The organism is uncultured Paraglaciecola sp. (genome assembly GCF_937123705.1).
Taxonomy (GTDB): domain Bacteria; phylum Pseudomonadota; class Gammaproteobacteria; order Enterobacterales; family Alteromonadaceae; genus Paraglaciecola.
The window spans coordinates 1-18,761 of the sequence record NZ_CAKZKO010000210.1 but is presented as its reverse complement, the minus strand read 5'-3'; the positions used below and the strand labels follow the sequence as shown (position 1 = coordinate 18,761).

12 protein-coding genes are annotated in these 18,761 nt (G+C 42.3%); 4 read left to right on the top strand and 8 right to left on the bottom strand.

Translation table 11 applies throughout. From position 1 onward, the window contains the following. Window positions 1-23 precede the first annotated feature (23 nt). A complete protein-coding gene (locus tag Q0688_RS26055; RefSeq protein ID WP_299084502.1) occupies window positions 24-224 on the bottom strand; it encodes an Arc family DNA-binding protein in 201 nt (66 codons plus the stop codon). A 4-nt stretch (window positions 225-228) separates the two neighbouring features. Continuing rightward, entirely contained in the window at window positions 229-1,083 is an 855-nt protein-coding gene (locus Q0688_RS26050; RefSeq protein WP_367179844.1) for an SPFH domain-containing protein, read from the bottom strand. 441 nt (window positions 1,084-1,524) lie between these two features. Here Q0688_RS26050 and Q0688_RS26045 point away from each other — a divergent pair, with 441 nt between their 5' ends. Together Q0688_RS26045 and Q0688_RS26040 are read left to right on the top strand one after the other, a co-directional pair. Continuing rightward, window positions 1,525-5,949, top strand: coding sequence for an ExeM/NucH family extracellular endonuclease (locus Q0688_RS26045; protein WP_299084496.1), 4,425 nt, complete (start codon window positions 1,525-1,527; stop codon window positions 5,947-5,949). Between the two features lie 25 nt (window positions 5,950-5,974). Then, window positions 5,975-6,499 carry a hypothetical protein gene (locus tag Q0688_RS26040; RefSeq protein WP_299084493.1) on the top strand — a complete coding sequence of 175 codons (525 nt, stop codon included), beginning with the start codon at window positions 5,975-5,977 and terminating at the stop codon, window positions 6,497-6,499. Window positions 6,500-6,949: 450 nt separating this feature from the next. On the opposite strand, the gene Q0688_RS26035 is transcribed toward Q0688_RS26040, so the two are convergent. Further along, window positions 6,950-8,710: an acyl-CoA dehydrogenase family protein gene (locus Q0688_RS26035; RefSeq protein ID WP_299084490.1), complete on the bottom strand. Its 1,761-nt coding sequence runs from the start codon at window positions 8,708-8,710 to the stop codon at window positions 6,950-6,952. A gap of 149 nt (window positions 8,711-8,859) precedes the next feature. Further along, the gene (locus Q0688_RS26030) at window positions 8,860-9,417 is read right to left on the bottom strand and encodes a hypothetical protein (RefSeq protein ID WP_299084488.1); all 558 of its coding nucleotides are present in this window, start codon (window positions 9,415-9,417) and stop codon (window positions 8,860-8,862) included. A 75-nt stretch (window positions 9,418-9,492) separates the two neighbouring features. Here Q0688_RS26030 and Q0688_RS26025 point away from each other — a divergent pair, with 75 nt between their 5' ends. Together Q0688_RS26025 and Q0688_RS26020 are read left to right on the top strand one after the other, a co-directional pair. Further along, window positions 9,493-10,557, top strand: coding sequence for an efflux RND transporter periplasmic adaptor subunit (locus Q0688_RS26025; RefSeq protein WP_299084485.1), 1,065 nt, complete (start codon window positions 9,493-9,495; stop codon window positions 10,555-10,557). A 3-nt stretch (window positions 10,558-10,560) separates the two neighbouring features. After that, complete coding sequence (locus tag Q0688_RS26020) at window positions 10,561-13,668, top strand: efflux RND transporter permease subunit (RefSeq protein ID WP_299084482.1); 3,108 nt, start codon at window positions 10,561-10,563, stop codon at window positions 13,666-13,668. Window positions 13,669-14,056: 388 nt separating this feature from the next. Here the strand turns inward: Q0688_RS26020 and rpoD are convergent, their stop codons facing one another. From rpoD to rpsU, 4 genes are all read right to left on the bottom strand, one after another. Then, the gene (gene rpoD, locus Q0688_RS26015; protein WP_299084479.1) at window positions 14,057-15,934 is read right to left on the bottom strand and encodes an RNA polymerase sigma factor RpoD; all 1,878 of its coding nucleotides are present in this window, start codon (window positions 15,932-15,934) and stop codon (window positions 14,057-14,059) included. 138 nt (window positions 15,935-16,072) lie between these two features. After that, the gene (dnaG, locus tag Q0688_RS26010; RefSeq protein WP_299084476.1) at window positions 16,073-17,839 is read right to left on the bottom strand and encodes a DNA primase; all 1,767 of its coding nucleotides are present in this window, start codon (window positions 17,837-17,839) and stop codon (window positions 16,073-16,075) included. A 180-nt stretch (window positions 17,840-18,019) separates the two neighbouring features. Then, window positions 18,020-18,481, bottom strand: coding sequence for a GatB/YqeY domain-containing protein (locus Q0688_RS26005; protein WP_299084472.1), 462 nt, complete (start codon window positions 18,479-18,481; stop codon window positions 18,020-18,022). Between the two features lie 97 nt (window positions 18,482-18,578). Then, a partial coding sequence (gene rpsU, locus Q0688_RS26000; RefSeq protein WP_299084470.1) for a 30S ribosomal protein S21 occupies window positions 18,579-18,761 on the bottom strand: 183 nt, incomplete at its 5' end.

Sequence of the window (18,761 nt, the reverse complement as noted above, 5' to 3'; positions counted from 1 at the left end):
CAAGTGCAATTGTTGTACTTGGGTTATTTTGTTTTCGCTGCTTTTACATCGACAACTTCAGTGGTTGTTTTTTGCACGAGTTTAACGCGACCTTGTTTAACTAAAGCGTCTCTTAGCACATATTCAATTTGGGCGTTGACGCTGCGCAGATCGTCATCTGCCCAGCGTTGCATCGCTGCTAGTACATCGGCGTTTATTCTAAGAGGGAAAGCTTTTTTAGACATGGGATTAATATAAACTACCGCTATTCACTATAGGTTGTGCATTCTTGTCGCCGCATAATACCACCAACAAGTTGCTTACCATCATTGCTTTTCGTTCTTCGTCAAGTTCCACTACACCTTGAGATTTTAGCCTATCTAGCGCCATCTCAACCATGCCTACCGCCCCTTCCACAATTTTGCTACGAGCAGCAATAATGGCGGTGGCCTGTTGACGTTGCAGCATGGCACTGGCAATTTCTGCTGAATATGCAAGATGACTGATTTTAGCCTCATGAACGGTTAATCCCGCTTTACCTAAACGATCTTGGATTTCTTGTTTTAAGATCTCAGAAATATGCTGCGGATGACTGCGTAAGGCAATGTCAGCATTGTCATCGTCTTGTGGATCATAAGCATAACTGCTGGCCATATTTCTAAGAGCTGATTCGGTTTGAATGGTAACGTAACTTTCGTAATCGTCGACTTCGAACATGGCTTCAGCCGAATCCGTCACTGACCACACAACTATAGTGGCAATTTCGATGGGATTCCCTAAGTTATCGTTGACTTTAATTTTGGCCGATTCGAAGTTACGAATACGCAAGGACACAGTCTTGCGCATAAAAAATGGGATAGTCCAGCGCAGCCCATTACGTTTTTCAGTTCCCACATAACTGCCAAATAATGTCATAACTTTTGCCTGATTTGGTTGCACCATAAAAAAGCCAGCCCAACAAATAAGTACCAAAATTGAAAATGTAACACTGACCACTAGCAAAATTTTGTTAGCGACCATAACACCAAAACAAATCTGCAATATGGGTAAAACAACAAAAAATGCTAAGTACCCATTGATCGAAAAACCTTTTTTCTCTGTAATCATAATTAACTCCATAGTGATATCATAATGATATTTATTTGATTGTATTGGTGTTTTGCTTAAAAAGCAAACCTAGTGAACTATTTTGGGGAGGGGCGAGGTTTCTTCAGAACTTGAAAATATAGCGACTCAGCGTATCAATAGTGAGGAGGTTAACCAGTTGTTCTAACAGGAAAAACTGTCAGGATTTTTATCACTTCTGAAAATTGATAATTTGTCTTTTATCTAATATGTTGTTTTTTAAAGGTAAAATATTTTGGTGCGTTTTTTGCTTTCTAATTGGTTCTGGTGTAGACCAATAGGTCAAGTTTTCTTATTGGTTTTAATGTATTTCACTCACTGTCATATGGATGTCACAGAAGTTTACGAACATCATTCGCTATTAAAAATAATAATGATAAAAAGTCGACACATCGACCCTTTTAAATTTCAGGAGAAAATATGAGTATTAAGTATTCAGTTGCATTAGCACTGCTGTGTGCATCCTCTGCACAAGCGACTAATGTATTTATCAATGAAATCCACTATGACAATGCGAGCACTGATGTCGGAGAGTTTTTTGAAATAGCTGCTCCTATTGGGACAGATTTAACCGACTGGTCGGTTGCATTATATAACGGTAACAATGGTGGAACATATGGCACCATTGACTTGTCGACTGAAACGCTTGTTGAGAATGCTGGTTATGGGTTTGTTGCAATATCTCCAAGTAGCATCCAAAATGGTTCGCCTGATGGCCTAGCATTAATCGATAATCTAGGTGCAGTAGTTCAATTTCTGAGCTACGAAGGTGCAATGACTGCTACAAGTGGACCTGCTAGTGGACTGACAAGTGAAGATATGGGCGTTAGCGAAACTGGCGCTACACCTGTTGGTTTCTCATTGCAATTGGCTGGTAGCGGCAGCGTATACGCAGACTTCGCCTGGCAATCTCCAGCGGTTGCCACTTCAGGCGCTGCAAACAATGACCAAACCTTTGTTGAAGGGGGAGGCGGTGATCCATCAGAGCCAGATGTTATTAGTGGCAGTGTATGTACCAGTTGCCCAGATGTACCAATAATCAAAGATTTAAGTCTTTATGATGCTGCTGCTTATTACGCTGCTGCGCAAACAGAAGTAGACTTAGGCTCTTCTGCTGACGTTATTAAAACAGCTATCAACGATATCATTGCTACTGATCATAAAAACTTATCTTATTCAGATGTGTGGACCTCATTGACTTATACTGATGAAGATCCTGAAAATACTGACAATGTTATTTTGTGGTACAGCAACCGTTCTCAAGCTAAATCAACGAACGGAAGTGGACCTGCAAGTAATAACCCTGATAACTGGAATCGTGAACATTCTTGGCCTAGGAGCCATGGATTTTCAAGTGACTCATATGAAGCCCATAACGATATTCATCATCTTAGAGCCACAGATATAAGTATTAATGGTTCTCGCGGCAACTTAGATTTTGATAACAGCGACAGCCCGCTTTCTGAAAGCCCTAATAACCGCGTTGATGGTGATTCTTTTGAGCCAAGAGATGAAATTAAAGGCGATGTAGCCCGTATGATGTTTTATATGGATACCCGTTATGAAGCTTCAGGCTCTGATTCAACACCAGACCTAGTTCTGGTTAATCGTTTAACCTCAACAAGTGAAGATAAATTAGGCCTATTGTGTACCTTAGTTGCGTGGAGTGCGGCCGATCCTGTGGATGCGTCTGAGCAGTTGCGTAACAACAGAATTTACGAATTACAAGGCAACAGAAACCCTTTCATCGATAACCCTGCTTGGGTAGAAGTTGTGTACCCCGCTGCGGAATGTGATTCAAACGGCGGTGGAGATGACGGTGGTGGTGATGATGGCGGCGGAGATGACGGTGGTGGTGATGATCCAACTGCCACTTCTGGCGTTGTTTTTATCTCTGAATACATCGAAGGGAGTAGCTTCAATAAAGCAATCGAGTTGTATAACCCAACGGCTAACAGTATTGACCTAGCTGCAGGTAATTATGTGCTAAGTCGCTACTCTAATGGTGGCACTAGCCCATCAGCCATTAGCCTAACAGGAATTATTCCAGCTAACGGTACTTATGTTGTCGCTAATACTCAGGCAAATGCCGATATCCTAGATAAAGCTGACCAGATTTCTGGCAGTATTTCACATAATGGTGATGACGATTATGTATTGACCGCAGATGGCACAGTGCTTGATGCTTTTGGGCAAGTAGGTGTTGATCCAGGCAGTAGCTATGGAAGCGGCGAATTTGCTACGGCTAACAATACCCTGATCCGCAACCCAGACGTTTATTCAGGCGATACAGTGGTTGATGATGTATTTGATCCTTCAATTGAATGGACAGGTCGTGGTAACAATAATTCTGATGATCTAGGCATGCATACTATTACGCCTCAAGAGATATATTTCTCTGAATATATTGAAGGAAGTAGTAGTAACAAGGCCCTTGAAATATATAATCCTAGCGGTACTGAACTTGACTTAGCTGCAGGCAACTACAGTGTTGAGCTGTATTCAAACGGTAGAGAACTAAGCGAAGGTCCAACAAATTCATTAAATTTAACTGGCACTATAGCCGGTGGTGATGTGTATGTCATTGCCAACTCCTCTGCCGTTCAAGCTATTTTGGATGAGGCAGATACCACTTCCACTATTACCTTCTTTAATGGTGATGATGCATTAGTCTTGTTAAAAGATGGAGTGCCAATCGACTCTATTGGTCGTGTCGGTGAAGATCCTGGTAGTGCTTGGACAGGTAATGGTGTATCAACCGCCAATAATACCATCGTTAGAAAAGCAAGTATTACATCTGGTGATACAATATTAGACGATGTATTTGATCCTTCAGTTGAATGGGAAGGGTTCCCTAGTAACACTTTTGACAACCTAGGAAGCCATAATGGTGGCTCAGACGATGGTGGAACAGGTGTTTGTTGTGATGAAGTAACCTTTATCCACGACGTACAAGGAAGTGGCGATACTTCTTCTTTAGTCGGTGAAATGGTTAAAGTTGAAGGTGTTGTGACGGCGTCTTTAACTGATATCAGTGGATTCTTTGTACAAGAAGAAGATGCCGATGCCGACGCCGACCCAGCCACCTCGGAAGCTGTTTTTGTTGCATACTCTGGTGACCTACCCGCGGTTGGAAGTCTTGTAAGTGTAATAGGTTCTGTATCAGAAAATTTTGCTCGCACCCAGTTGACCGCTTCTGAAGCACCTGAAATATTGAGTACAGGAAACGCTGCACCAGCAGTATCTGCACTTACTTTACCTTTTGCAAATTCAGCAGAGGCCGAGACAATGGAAGGTATGTTAGTTGCTACGGCGCAAGCGTTAGTGGTGACTGATAACTATGCGTTAGGTCGTTATGGTGAAGTGACCTTATCGTCAGAGAGACTGTTTACTCCGACTAATGTCTTCGCTCCTGGCTCAACCCAGGCCAGCGAATTAGAAGCCGCTAATGCCCTTAACCGTATCTTGTTAGATGATGGTAACAGTGCTGGCAACCCAGAAGTTGTGGTCTATCCTACAGGCGGATTGTCTGCTGCTAATACCTTGCGTTTAGGTGATACAGTTGCGTCTCTCACTGGTATTATGGATTATAGCTTTGGTAATTACCGCGTCATACCGACTCAGGATCCAACCTTTGTAGCTACCAATGCGCGTACCGCAGAGCCTGATTTAGCTTTAGGTAATCTAAAAGTTGCCAGCTTAAATGTGTTGAATTACTTTAACAACATCGATGGCAATGGAAGCATTTGTGGGCCCACCGCAAGCTCTAGCTGTCGTGGTGCCGATAGCGAATTGGAATTTGAACGCCAAAAAGCAAAAACAGTAGCGGCAATTGTGGCAATGGATGCTGATATTGTTGGCCTAATGGAAATCGAAAATAACGGTTTTGCAGCAGGCTCGGCGATTGATGATTTAGTCACTGCCATCAATGCCATTATGGGTGAAGGTACGTACTCTATCGTTAATCCAGGCGCGCCTATTGGAACAGATGCCATTACTGTTGCCTTTATTTATAAATCCAGTGTTGTATCACTAAGCGGTGCCGCGCAAATTTTGGATAGCAGTAATTCTATCTCTGATGAAAATGGTCCGCTATTTAAAGACAATAAAAACCGTCCAGCACTAACCCAAGAATTTGCTTTGCTTGAAAATGGTGAATCTCTAGTGATAAGTGTTAACCACTTAAAATCTAAAGGTTCAGGTTGTGGTGCCGGTGACGATTCTACTAACGGTCAAGGAAACTGTAATCTGACTCGTACGCGAGCAGCACAAGCACTGAGTGCATTCTTAGCGGCGCAATTCCCTGAAAAAGCCACGCTTATCATTGGTGATTTGAATTCCCACGCGAAAGAAGATCCTATCAATGCACTTGAGCAAGCAGGCTATACCAACCTTGTAGAGCAGTTTGGTGGTGATACTGCATATTCTTATAGCTTTAGCGGACTTTTAGGTTACTTAGATCATGCCTTAGGGAATGACCAAGCTTTAGATAAAGTGGTTGATGTGACCGAGTGGCATATCAACGCCGATGAGCCGATTAGTCTTGACTACAATGTTGAGTTTAAGGCTGAGGCCAATATCAGCAATTATTATGCACCTGACGCCTATCGCATGTCTGATCATGATCCTGTGCTAATTGCGCTGCAACTTGAAGCAGAAACACTAGTAGGAGACTGGGACAGTGACGGTGATGTCGATATAAATGATATTCGCGCACTAACTAGGGCTATTCAATTTGGCCAAGTGATAGACCTAAGTTTTGATTTTAATAATGACGGTATTGTGAATATTCGAGATGTTCGCGGTATGTCGGCCCTTTGTACGCGCACTCGTTGCGCTGCCTAATTAAATTAGTAATAGGATAAATAACATGAAAAAATTTATTGCAGTATTAACATTATTTGTTGGTTTAAGTGCTAACGCAGGTTTGATTTCGATAGAGTTAAGCGAACCAAGTGTGGCAGTTGGTGAAACTGTTTCTATTAATCTCGTTGCCACAGGTTTTGGTGAGTTTGACACATTCGATCTCGACTTTGATTTTGATACTTCAGTTTTTAATTATGACCCAACGTCATTAGCAAGTGATCTAGACTTAGGTATCCTTTTTGAAGTGAATCAAGTTGGTGAAGGTATGGCATTAAGTTTCTATGACTTTTCGCCAGTAAATGGTGATTTTCTGTTGGCAAGTTTTGATTTGGTAGCTGTAGGTGAAGGGCAATCTACTTTTGCATTTAGCGATGTATTGTTTACTGATACATTATTTGACACGGATTTAATTGTCGACACATCTGATATACAAACAGGTGAAGTAGTAACTGCAGTTTCTGCACCGGCTACTTTAGGTTTATTCACCATTTCCTTGTTAGGTTTGGTTGGAGTGCGCCGTAAAGCGTAATCTTAACATTACTCAAAAACTATAAAAGGCGGTTGATATCTCTATCAACCGCCTTTTTTATTCATAGCTAGTCTCTAGCCACTCTTATTTTAACTCCCATGCACAAATGCTGAATTGCCATTTTTATACCCAGCTAGGTACGGTTTCTTGATAGCTGCTGCGGCATTTTTTGTCTGTCACCATTTTTCAAATAGAAGCTCTTCGGCGAGGTAAAGCCACTGGGTCTCCGATCAAAAGATCTCGGAGACGACGATTTTGTTATCTTTAAAAATGCCGTCACCCCGGCAGTCTTTTGAGCCGGGGTCCAGCGCCTTGCTCTTTTAGCATGTAGCTCGTCGCTAGTGTTTAAAGTCACTAGGTCCCCGATAACAACATTCGGGAACCACAGAATATGCCATCATACTCGCGAAAGCGGGTATCCAGTGCCTTTAGCTTGCAGCTAGTCACTCTCTACTGATAATCAAACTCACTATCGGTAAATTCCACTAAATCATCAGCGCCATTAAACAGGTTTGTTTTGAACAGTTCTTTTCTTGGAAGTAGGCGCTTAATGTAAAAATCGCAGGTGTTCTTTTTACCAGATTTAATGCTGGCAACCTTAGATTTTTCCGCAGTATCGGCCATGCTTAACCAAATCACTCCTAACAAACAATAGGCACTGTAATGCATAAAGTCGTAGGCGCAACCGGCTAAGTCCACGGTATTTTGCTGCTTAAGTGTGGTGGCGGTCTCTAGCCATTCTGCCAGTAATTCTGTGGCTTGAGCTTTGGCCTGAGCATTGGTCATTGGTGCAATTTTACTGCTAAACAAGGCAAAGGTGTCGGCAAGCATATTGTTTTTATCGCGGGCCAGTTTTCTGGAGATTAAATCCAGCGCTTGAATGCCATTGGTGCCTTCATACAATTGAGTGATTCGGGCATCTCGTACTAATTGTTCCATGCCCCATTCTCGAATAAAGCCATGACCGCCGTATACTTGTACCCCAAGATTACTCATCTCGGTGGCCATATCTGTCATAAACCCTTTCACAATAGGGGTTAAGAATGAAATAACATTTTTGGCTTGGTGTTTATCCGTATCTTCGCCAAAGCGCTCGATATCCATTTGTTGTGCATACAGTAGCGCCAAAGCGCGGCAACCTTCTGCTATGGCTTTTTGGGTGAGTAACATTCTGCGTACGTCAGGCTGGTGGATTATCGGATCTGCCTTCTTATTTTGCTCTTGAATGCCTTGGGGGGCACGTGATTGCAAACGCTCTCGGGCATATTCCAATGCTCCTTGGTAAGATGCTTCTACCACGCCTAATCCCTGTAAACCTACTTGGAAGCGCGCGTCATTCATCATAGTAAACATGCAAGCTAAACCGTTATTAGCTTCACCCACTAAGAATCCCTGTGCGCCATCAAAGTTCATCACACAAGTGGGGCTGGCTTTAAGCCCCATTTTTTTCTCAATACTGCCTACAGTTACTGTGTTTCTTGGGCCTAAACTGCCGTCCTCTTTAGGTAAAAATTTAGGGGCTAGAAATAAGCTAATGCCTTTAACCCCTGCAGGTGCATCGGGGAGCCTTGCTAATACCAAATGCAAAATATTATCGGTCCAATCATGATCGCCAGAGGAAATAAATATTTTGTTGCCGGTGATGTTATAACTGCCATCATCATTTGGCACAGCCTTAGTACTCAATAAGCTTAAGTCGGTACCGGCGTGAGGCTCGGTTAAACACATAGTGCCTGTCCATTCGCCGGAAATAAGTTTGGCTAGGTAGGTTTTTTTTAATTCATCATTGGCATGTTTAGTGATTGCTAAAATGGCGCTTTCGTTAAGCATGCCGGTTAAGCGCCAACTTAAATTGGCGGAATCGAGCATCTCATGTACGGGCACGGCCATAGTGTTGGGTAAATCCTGCCCATCATAGTCTGGGCTTCCTAACATGGCATTCCAGCCGTTTGCTACGTATTCCTGATAAGCATCTGCAAACCCGTCGGGGGTAGTGACTGCGCCATCAATGAGTTTGGCACCTTGTTCGTCACCTTCGCGATTCAATGGAGCGATGACTTCTGACGCAAATTTTGCACCTTGAGTGAGGATTTCGTTGACCAATTCTTGATCGAAGTCTTCTAATCCTAAGGATTGATAATGTTGTGAAAGGTTTAACCAATCATGCAATACAAATTGCATATCGTTTATTGGGGCAGTGTATTGAGGCATTGCAGAGATCTCTAAAAATAGAATATGTTGGGATTATACCGTTATTGGCTGCCATTAGTGGCTAAAAGTCTCATTATGACTATTAAAAGTACTGATATCCTTTATTGTTTTTATGAATGATCGCGACTTTTAGCCGAAGTTTAACGATATTACTCTAATTCTGTATAGGCTTGGCGCACTTTTATAAGGTCGATATTGTCTTCCCATTGATGTTGCTGGGTATCAAAAGGGTCAACAAGAGAAATGTAACGAGTTTTGCGTTTTGCCCAAGGTGGCACAGTAAATTTTTGTAGTTGACTTGAATAGTCATCGGTAAGTTTACAGGCAAAATAGTGAGTTTGGTTTTCACCGGTAAACAATAATTTTCCAACTTCAACATTAAGACCTGTGGTTTTCCAAACCGCTTGATGAGCTGTACATTGGGCGCTGATAGATTTTTGCTTTTTATAAGTGGGTAAATTCCACGCATCACTGTCATGATTTTTTATAGCAAGTAGCTGAATGTCTGATTTTATAAGACAGGCTGCAGCAGAGGATTGTGTTTCTGTATATAATACACTGGTCCGACACATAGGGTCGGCAGGGATGTCTCTACTGCACCCAAATGCAAAAATTGTTGTGATAACTAATAATCTTTTTAGCAAAATATCTCGTACAATAGCGGTGATAGAAAGGGGTATTATCACATCAATTTTCTGATTCTCCATAATTAATTGTAATGACAGCTGGTTATTTTTTGCTGCATTGTCCTTATTCAAAACTAGATTTAAATAGGTTATCTCATGTCCAAAGGATTAAAATTTTCTCCTCTGCTAATTGCAGTTATGTTGTGTATTGGGCTAGTGGTGTATTTGTACATGCCAAAAGAAGAGCAAGAACAGGTTAAGCAACATAATGCTACCAATGTAAAGGTTTACCACACTGATGAGTCTGAGTTTGAGGTCTTGGTAGAAGCATTAGGCACAGGCAAAGCAAATGAATCTGTGGTGATAACCACGCAAACTTCAGATATTGTCCAAAAAATTCACTTTAAAGACGGTGATAGGGTCAAAGCAGGACAAGTGTTATTGACGCTAATCGATTTAGAAGAAAAAGCCCGTTTGGCTGCCTTAGATGTAGATCTACAAGAAGCAAACCGCCAATTGAAACGTGTGTTTAACCTAGCTAAAAATAATGTCACCTCAGAACAATTGTTAGACGAGCAGCAAGCGAAAGTAAACGCTTTGAAAGCTGAAATGAATGTTTTAAAAACACAGATGTTAGCCCTTAAGGTACGAGCGCCGTTTGATGGTTTGCTGGGACTGCGTCAAGTCAGTGTAGGTGCCTTAGTCAGGCCTGGAGATGCGATTACCACCTTAGATGACCTATCTATTATCAAGGTTGACTTTAATATTGCCGAGGTGCATTTACCGAGTGTGGCTATAGGTCAAAACATTCGTGCAACTTCTATAGCTTATCCAGATAAAACCTTTGAAGGTCAGATAGTGAGCATAGGTTCACGGGTTGATCCCAATACTCGAGCAATTCAAATTCGAGCCAATATTAACAATCAAGACTTCAAATTACGCCCAGGTATGTTGTTACAAGTTAATTTACAGAAGCGCTTATTAACAACAATAGTACTGCCTGAAGCAAGCTTAGTGCCTATCGAAGATAAACATTATGTGTATGTTGTGAAAGATGGCAAGGCATCTAAAAAACAAGTACAGGTAGGTCAGCGTAAACCTGGCAAAGTGCAAATTGTATCGGGTTTAGATATAGGTGAATTAGTAGTAGTTGAGGGAGCGTTAAAATTATTGGATGGCTCAAAAGTTAAGGTTCTCAAGGCTGATGGGGTAGGGGAGTAATCTATGATCCTATCTGATTTAGCGGTCAAACGACCGGTTTTTGCTTCTGTTGTTAATTTGCTATTGGTAGTTTTTGGTGTTGTTTCCATCAGTTTGTTGTCATTACGTGAATATCCAGATATTGATCCACCTATTGTTTCCATTAATACCAATTATCCTGGTGCTTCAGCTTCTATTATTGAAACCCGTATTACGCAATTAATTGAAGAGCGTATAAGTGGCATTGAAGGCATTAAAAACATTGAATCGAGTAGTCGTAATGGCCGCTCTTCTATAAGTGTTGAATTTGATTTATCCAGAGACATAGATGCCGCATCTAATGATGTGCGAGAAAGGGTAAGTAGAGTGCTCAACAATCTGCCCGATCAAGCAGAGCCTCCGGAGGTGTCTAAATCCAGCTCTGATGAAGACGTTATTGTTTGGTATAACCTGCGTAGTGACAACCTTTCAGTGATGGAGCTAACCGATTATGCCGATAGATTTGTTGTGGACCGCTTATCTGTTGCAGAAGGGGTGGCTAGGGTTCGTTTAGGAGGCGGACGCAGTTACGCCATGAAAGTATGGCTAGATAGAAATGCCATGGCTGCCAGAGAAATCACTGTGACCGATATTGAGAACATCATACGCTCTGAAAATGTTGAGTTACCTGCCGGAGAAGTGGAGTCAGTCGACCGCGATTTTGAGGTGAGAGTGGCGCGCAGTTTTCTCAGTCCTGAAGACTTTGGTAACCTCACCATCAAAGTCAGTGCCGATGGCTATTTAATTAAATTAAAAGAAGTGGCGCGTGTTGAGCTAGGTGCTGAGGATGATGAAACAGAGTTCCGAGGCGGCGGGGTAAACATGATTGGTTTAGGTATTGTAAAACAATCCAAAGCCAATACCTTGGAAGTTGCAAGAGCCGCAAAGGCTGCTATCACACGTATTGAACAGACCCTTCCTGATAATATTTTTATTGTGCCAAGTTACGATTCGTCGGTGTTTATTGAAGCATCAATCAATGAAGTTTATGAAACTTTAGCGATCGCAATATTGATGGTGGTGTTAGTTATATATGTGTTTTTAGGCAATATTCGTGCGACGTTGATCCCCGCAGTGACTGTGCCAGTGTCCTTGGTTTCAGCTTTTATTGTAATGAATGCATTGGGTTTTTCTATAAACCTACTTACTTTATTAGCCTTAGTTTTATCAATTGGCTTAGTGGTAGACGACGCCATAGTGGTACTAGAAAATATTTCTAGGCGCATAGAAATGGGTGAACCTCCCATTTTGGCAGCCTACAGAGGGGCAAGAGAAGTTGGCTTTGCAGTCATCGCCACCACCTTAGTGTTAATTGCGGTTTTTGTTCCTTTGGTCTTTTTACAAGGAAATATTGGTCGCTTGTTTACGGAATTTGCGTTGGCCATTGCAGCAGCTGTGGCGTTTTCAAGTGTGACCGCCTTAACATTGTCGCCCATGATGTGTTCTAAGTTATTAAAAAAGCGTGCTCAACCAACAGGGTTTGCACATTGGGTAGACACTAAGTTTAAAAAGATTGAAAAAAGTTACTTTAATGGTCTTGGCACCACCTTGCATCAACCTGTGTTGATGGGATTGTTAGTGGTTGGAAGCATAGTCGCCTTGATTCAATTGGTACAAATTATTCCCAGTGAGTTTGTACCTAAAGAAGACAGAGGTAACTTTTTTATTAGCGTGCAAAGTGCAGAAGGATCGAGTTTTGAGAGAAATGCTGCTCATTTGAAAAAAATAGAAAGTATATTGTTACCCTACGCAAAATCGGGCGAAGCGGAACGGATAATAGTACGTACTCCAGGTTTTGGAGGTAGTGCTGGCATAGCCATAGTCAGTACGCCTATCGGCCCTGATAAACAAGGGTCAACCTTTGATTTGATGGATGAAATTAGCGACAAGTTAGCTGATATTCCCGATGTTAAAGCCTTTGCCATTATGCGTAGCGGTATTGGTGGGCGTGGGTTAGGCCGACCGGTGCAATTTGTGTTGCAGGGTAATACCTATGAAGAGTTAGTAAAATGGCGAGACATAGTGCTTGCTAAAGCCAGAGAAAACTCAAACTTAATGCGCATTGATTCTGACTATAAAGAGACCTGGCCGCAATTGTTAGTCAATATAGATAAAAACCGAGCTGCAGATTTAGGGGTGTCAATTCGCGATATAGGTCGAACCCTTGAAACCATGTTGGGGCAAAGAAGGGTCTCTACTTTTCTCGATAAGGGGCAAGAATATGATGTGATCATGGAAGGAAGAGCAGAAGACTATCGCAGCCCTTCAAGCATTGAGAATATTTATGTACGTTCCTCACAATCTAATCAGTTGATCCCTTTAGACAATTTATTAAGCGTGAGTGAAAATGCCACATCTTCAAGGCTCAACCGCTACAACAGAATGCGCAGTATAACAATCAGTGCCAATCTAGCCGATGGTTACACTGTGGGAGAAGCATTAGCTTATCTTCGTCATATAGTGGATACCGAGTTACCCGAAGAAGTCGCGATTGATTATAAAGGTCAATCACAGCTTTATCAGGAGTCTGGTAGTTCAATCTTGTTTATTTTCGCCTTGGCTTTGGCCGTCACCTATTTGATATTAGCGGCACAATTTGAAAATTGGATCCATCCCCTAGTGATAATGCTAACGGTTCCCTTAGCCTTAGTAGGCGCCTTTATTGGTCTGTACTTTTCAGATATGACCTTGAACATATACAGTCAGATTGGCTTAGTGATGTTAATTGGTTTAGCCGCTAAAAATGGTATCTTAATTGTTGAGTTTGCCAATCAATTACGGGATGCCGGTATAGAGTTTGAAGAAGCCCTACGTAAAGCTGCGACTCAAAGACTACGACCCATAGTAATGACAGGATTTACCACCATTTTTAGTTCCCTGCCACTGGTACTAGCAACGGGAGCTGGGGCTGAGAGTCGCACTGTTATTGGTATGGTGATTTTTGCCGGTGTAACAGTATCGGCTTTTCTTACTCTATATATTGTACCAACCGCCTACTACTTGTTAGCACGGCATACAGGATCACCTAATAAACGCGCCAATCAAATAACAGCCCTTGCCGCAGAAATCCCTTATCGCAAAGGTGAAAATTAAACAAAGAAGTAACCGTGTCCTACAGATGACTAACGTCGTCCTCGCATATGTGGGGACCCAGCGACTTTGCTGTTGCTTCAAATCAATTTGGTTGCACGTCACACCAACACAAAGTCACTGGGTTCCCGATAACTGCATTCGGGAATGACCTTAGTTGTTTTCATGGGTGTAGGTCGTACTCGTGCATGCATGGACCCAGCGACTTTGCCGTTGCTTTAAGCCAATTTGGTTGTACGTCACACCAACACAAAGTCACTGGGTTCCCGATAACAGCATTCGGGAAGGACGATCTTGGTAACCAAACTAAAGCCAATGGAATCGCATACATAAAAAAGCCCCAGTAATCTATATTATCGGGGCTTTTGCTGTACTTAACTTGAGGTTCGGATTACTCGTCTAGGAAACTCTTAAGTTGTTCTGAGCGGCTTGGGTGACGCAACTTGCGCAACGCTTTTGCTTCTATTTGACGAATACGCTCGCGGGTTACATCAAACTGCTTACCCACCTCTTCGAGGGTATGGTCGGTGTTCATATCGATACCAAATCGCATTCTTAGGACTTTGGCTTCACGAGCCGTCAACCCTGCTAAGACTTCTTGAGTGGCATCTTTTAAGCTGCCACCTGTCGCCGAATCCAAAGGCTGAGTAATAGTGCTGTCTTCGATAAAATCACCTAAGTGCGAATCTTCGTCATCACCGATTGGGGTTTCCATTGAAATTGGCTCTTTGGCGATTTTTAATACCTTACGAATTTTGTCTTCAGGCATGAGCATGCGCTCAGACAATTCTTCAGGCGAAGGTTCGCGGCCCATTTCTTGTAGCATTTGACGTGAGATACGATTTAACTTGTTAATGGTTTCAATCATATGCACTGGAATACGGATAGTACGGGCCTGATCTGCAATCGAGCGCGTAATAGCCTGACGTATCCACCAAGTGGCATAGGTAGAGAACTTATAACCACGACGGTATTCAAATTTATCTACCGCTTTCATCAAACCGATATTACCTTCTTGAATCAGATCCAAGAACTGCAATCCACGGTTAGTGTATTTTTTCGCAATTGATATAACCAAACGTAAGTTGGCTTCCACCATTTCTTTTTTGGCACGGCGGGCTTTGGCTTCACCAATGGACATGCGGCGGTTGATATCTTTGATATCCGCAATAATCAATCCAGTCTCATCTTCAACCGCATTCATTTTGCTGATGGCGCGTTCAAGCTCTTCTTGATGTTCACGCATCGCTTCTGCATAAGGTAATGCAGAGTCGAGGATTTTAAATAACCATTCGGTAGAGGTTTCGTTGCCAGCAAAAGCTTTAATAAAGTCTTTCTTAGGCATTTTTGCAGAGATAACACAGTGTTTCATCACTATGCGCTCTTGTACTCGAATACGGTTCATCATACTACGCATGTTTTTAACCATGCGATCGAATTGCTTCGGAGTGAGCCTGAATTCTTTAAAAACTTCGCTTAGCTCATTAATTTCTTTGCGGGCTTCCTTATGTGAACGACCCTTTGCATCGATAACATCACGGGCTTTTTCGTATTGAATACGCAGTGCGGTGAATTTTTCGCGAGCAAGTTCAGGATCGGGCCCTGTATCTTCTTCTTCCTCGTCTTCGTCATCATCTTCGCCGTCAGCTTCTTCCATTTCTTCTTTGGATAATTCAGAACCAACATGGGTAGCAGTAGGTGCTACGTCTTGTTCGTTGGGATCAACAAAGCCGATAATAATATCGCTCAGGCGAATTTCTTCTGCCTCGAACATATCCCATTGGTCAAGCAAGTGGGTAATAGCTTCAGGGTATTCAGCAACGGAGCATTGAACCTGATTGATGCCTTCTTCGATACGTTTAGCGATGACTATTTCGCCTTCACGGGTGAGAAGTTCAACTGTTCCCATTTCACGCATATACATACGCACTGGGTCGGTTGTGCGACCAATTTCACTTTCTACTGTAGCAAGGGCGGCGGCTGCGGCTTCAGCGGCTTCTTCGTCAGTATCACTTTCTTGCATCAAAAGTTCGTCTTTATCAGGCGCTCTTTCAAATACTTTGATACCCATGTCGTTGATCATGCGGATAATGTCTTCCATTTGATCTGAATCGACAATATCCTGAGGAAGATGGTCGTTTACTTCCGCGAAGGTTAAGTAGCCTTGTTCTTTACCTTTAGCAATGAGGAGTTTTATCTGCGACTGCTTGCTTTGCACCATATAACTTACGCTTCTCGAATTAGTTGAATATTCATCAAAACCCCTCACTAGAAAGGATTTACGCTGTAACTGCTTTATTTACCCAGTAAGTTACTTGAATTTACTGCGGGCTTAGCGAATTAGCCAGTATAGCAGACTCACTAGGTGTAGGGCTAGATGTTGGGTCATTTTTGTTCTTTTACAAGGCTATCTTTGTTCTTTTACGAGAAGATTTAGCTCTTGTTTTTCTGCATCACTTAATTTGCTTACGCGAGACTTAGAAAACAACTCGTCCATACGACTTTGTAAATGCCAATCAAGCAACTTGGTAAAGCTATCTGAAAATACTTCTGCCTGATTGTGCTCTGCGTATTCCCACATCATTAATTTGGCCAGTTGAGCACTTTGTGGGTGATGGCGAAAATGTTCTAACACTTGTGCTGTATTCGCTTGAGGTTTGCTAAAGCAAAATTGATAAAGTTCTATTAACATCTTGATACCGGGCATATCTATACCCGCTAAAGGAGATGGGTTAGCGGCTGGACACTGCGTGGCTAAACTCGGATCGTCTAATAGTAATCGTATCATCATCCTAATAGGTGATATGGTGCTTTTGTTAGGGGTGTTAAAGTCCAGCTTTTTAGGCGTTTTTCTAAGATTGGCTTGGGCTACATCTCGTTCGTATTTATGCTTGTTTTGGTCGCCCATGAAGTTGCTGAGATCAGATAACAGTGTTTCTCGAATATTGTCGCCAATTATTTGTTCAATCAGTGGCATGGCTTGGGTTTTTAATGCCGCCTTGCCTTCATTGCTGTTAATGTGATGTCGTTGCAATAGATTATCAAAAAAGAACTTAGATAAAGGTACCGCATCTTGAATTAATTTATGTTCGAAACTTTCTTTGCCAATTTTACGTACTAGAGTGTCGGGATCTTCACCATCAGGTAAAAACAAAAACTTCATTTCTACCCCATCTTTTAGATAAGGCAGGGCGTTTTCTAAAGCGCGCCATGCGGCCTCTTTACCGGCGCGATCACCATCGTAACAACAAACCACTTCACTGGTTGCACGGAATAACATCTGAATATGTTCTGGTGTAGTAGCTGTGCCAAGGGATGCCACCGCATAATCAATACCAAATTGTCCGAGCGCCACCACATCCATATAACCTTCGACAATCATCACGCGGGCTAAATTTCTATGGGCTTGCTTAGCTTGATAGAAACCATAGAGCTCATGGCCCTTATGAAAGATGCGGGTTTCGGGGGAGTTCAGATATTTTGGGCCGCCATCTTCTAGTACCCTGCCGCCAAAGCCAATGACACGGCCACGTTTATCACGAATAGGAAACATGATCCGGTCGCGAAAAAAGTCGAAACGGCGTCTGTTGTCATTCTCGGTAATAAGTTTTAAGTCGAGCAACTGCTCTTGATAAATGGGGCTTATACCAAAGGTTTTTAGCACAGAATCCCATTCGGGCGGGGCGTAACCCATGTCAAAGGCTTTAACAATTTCGCCACTTAGGCCACGGTTCTTTAGGTAACTGACTGCCTTGTCTTTTTCTGGGTGAACTCTGAGTTGTTTTGAAAAATACTTGGCGATTTTTTCCATTAAGGCGTAATCGCTTTCTTTTTGTTGTTTTTGTTCGGCCGATGGGGCTGGGGTGCCGCCTTTTTCTCTTGGTACTTCAATACTGTGATATTGCGCTAATTCTTCGATAGCTTCCGGAAACTCTAATCTATCAAATTCCATTAAAAATGAAATAACATTGCCGTGGGCGCCGCATCCAAAACAATGGTAAAACTGCTTGTCTTGGCTAACAGTGAAAGAAGGGCTTTTTTCGTTATGAAAAGGGCAGCAGGCTTGATGATTACGACCCGCTTTTTTAAGTTGTACTCGGCTGTCAATCAACTCAACAATGTCGGTACGAGCAATAATGTCATCAATAAATTCGCGGGGGATACGACCAGACATTGTTACCTTCTTATTTCACAAATTAGCTAAATATAATACCAAACCACATAAATCTCGCTGACTGGTCACTTATTTATGTGGTTTAGTATAATGCCACAGAGTTTTAAAAACTGAGAGGTAATAAACAAAAAAACCGCAATCATTGCGGTTTTTATAAATGGAGCCTTGTGTCGCTTTATACTAGGCGTTAAGTTTGGCTTTTATTTTGCCACTTAACTGCCCCATATCGGCACGGCCTTGAACCTTAGGTTTAAGCCAGCCCATCACCTTGCCCATATCCTGCATTCCAGCGGCGCCTGATTCGGCCATTGCCTGTTCAATCAAAGCATCTAGCTCATCTTCGCTTAGAGCTTTAGGTAGGAAGTCGTGCAAAATATCAATTTCAGCAAGTTCAATATCAAGTAAATCTTGACGACCTGCGGTCTCATATTGACTGGCAGCATCTTTGCGTTGTTTTACCATCTTAATTAAAATGGCAAGGACCCCATCATCGTTAAGCTCAACGTAGTTGGGATCAAGACGACCATCGATTTCATGCTGCTTTACAGCAGCCAAGGCCATACGAATAGTACCAAGACGGACTTTGTCTTTGGCTCGCATTGCTTCTTTTTGGGCATTTTTTAAATCATCTAATAAAGACATGGAATGACTCAATGAAAACGGAAAAAGGACAGGTGATAAAACAACATAAAACGCGTCATAGTTAACTTAATAACCAATAACGCGTTTCAGAAGAGACTTAGTACAATCTGATGCGACGAGCGTTTTCGCGAGATAACTTCTTCAAAAGACGTTTCTTAGCGGCAGCTTTCTTACGCTTACGTTCCCAAGTAGGTTTTTCAAAAAATTCGCGACGACGAACTTCAGAAAGTACACCTGCTTTTTCACATGAACGTTTAAAACGACGCAATGCAACATCAAA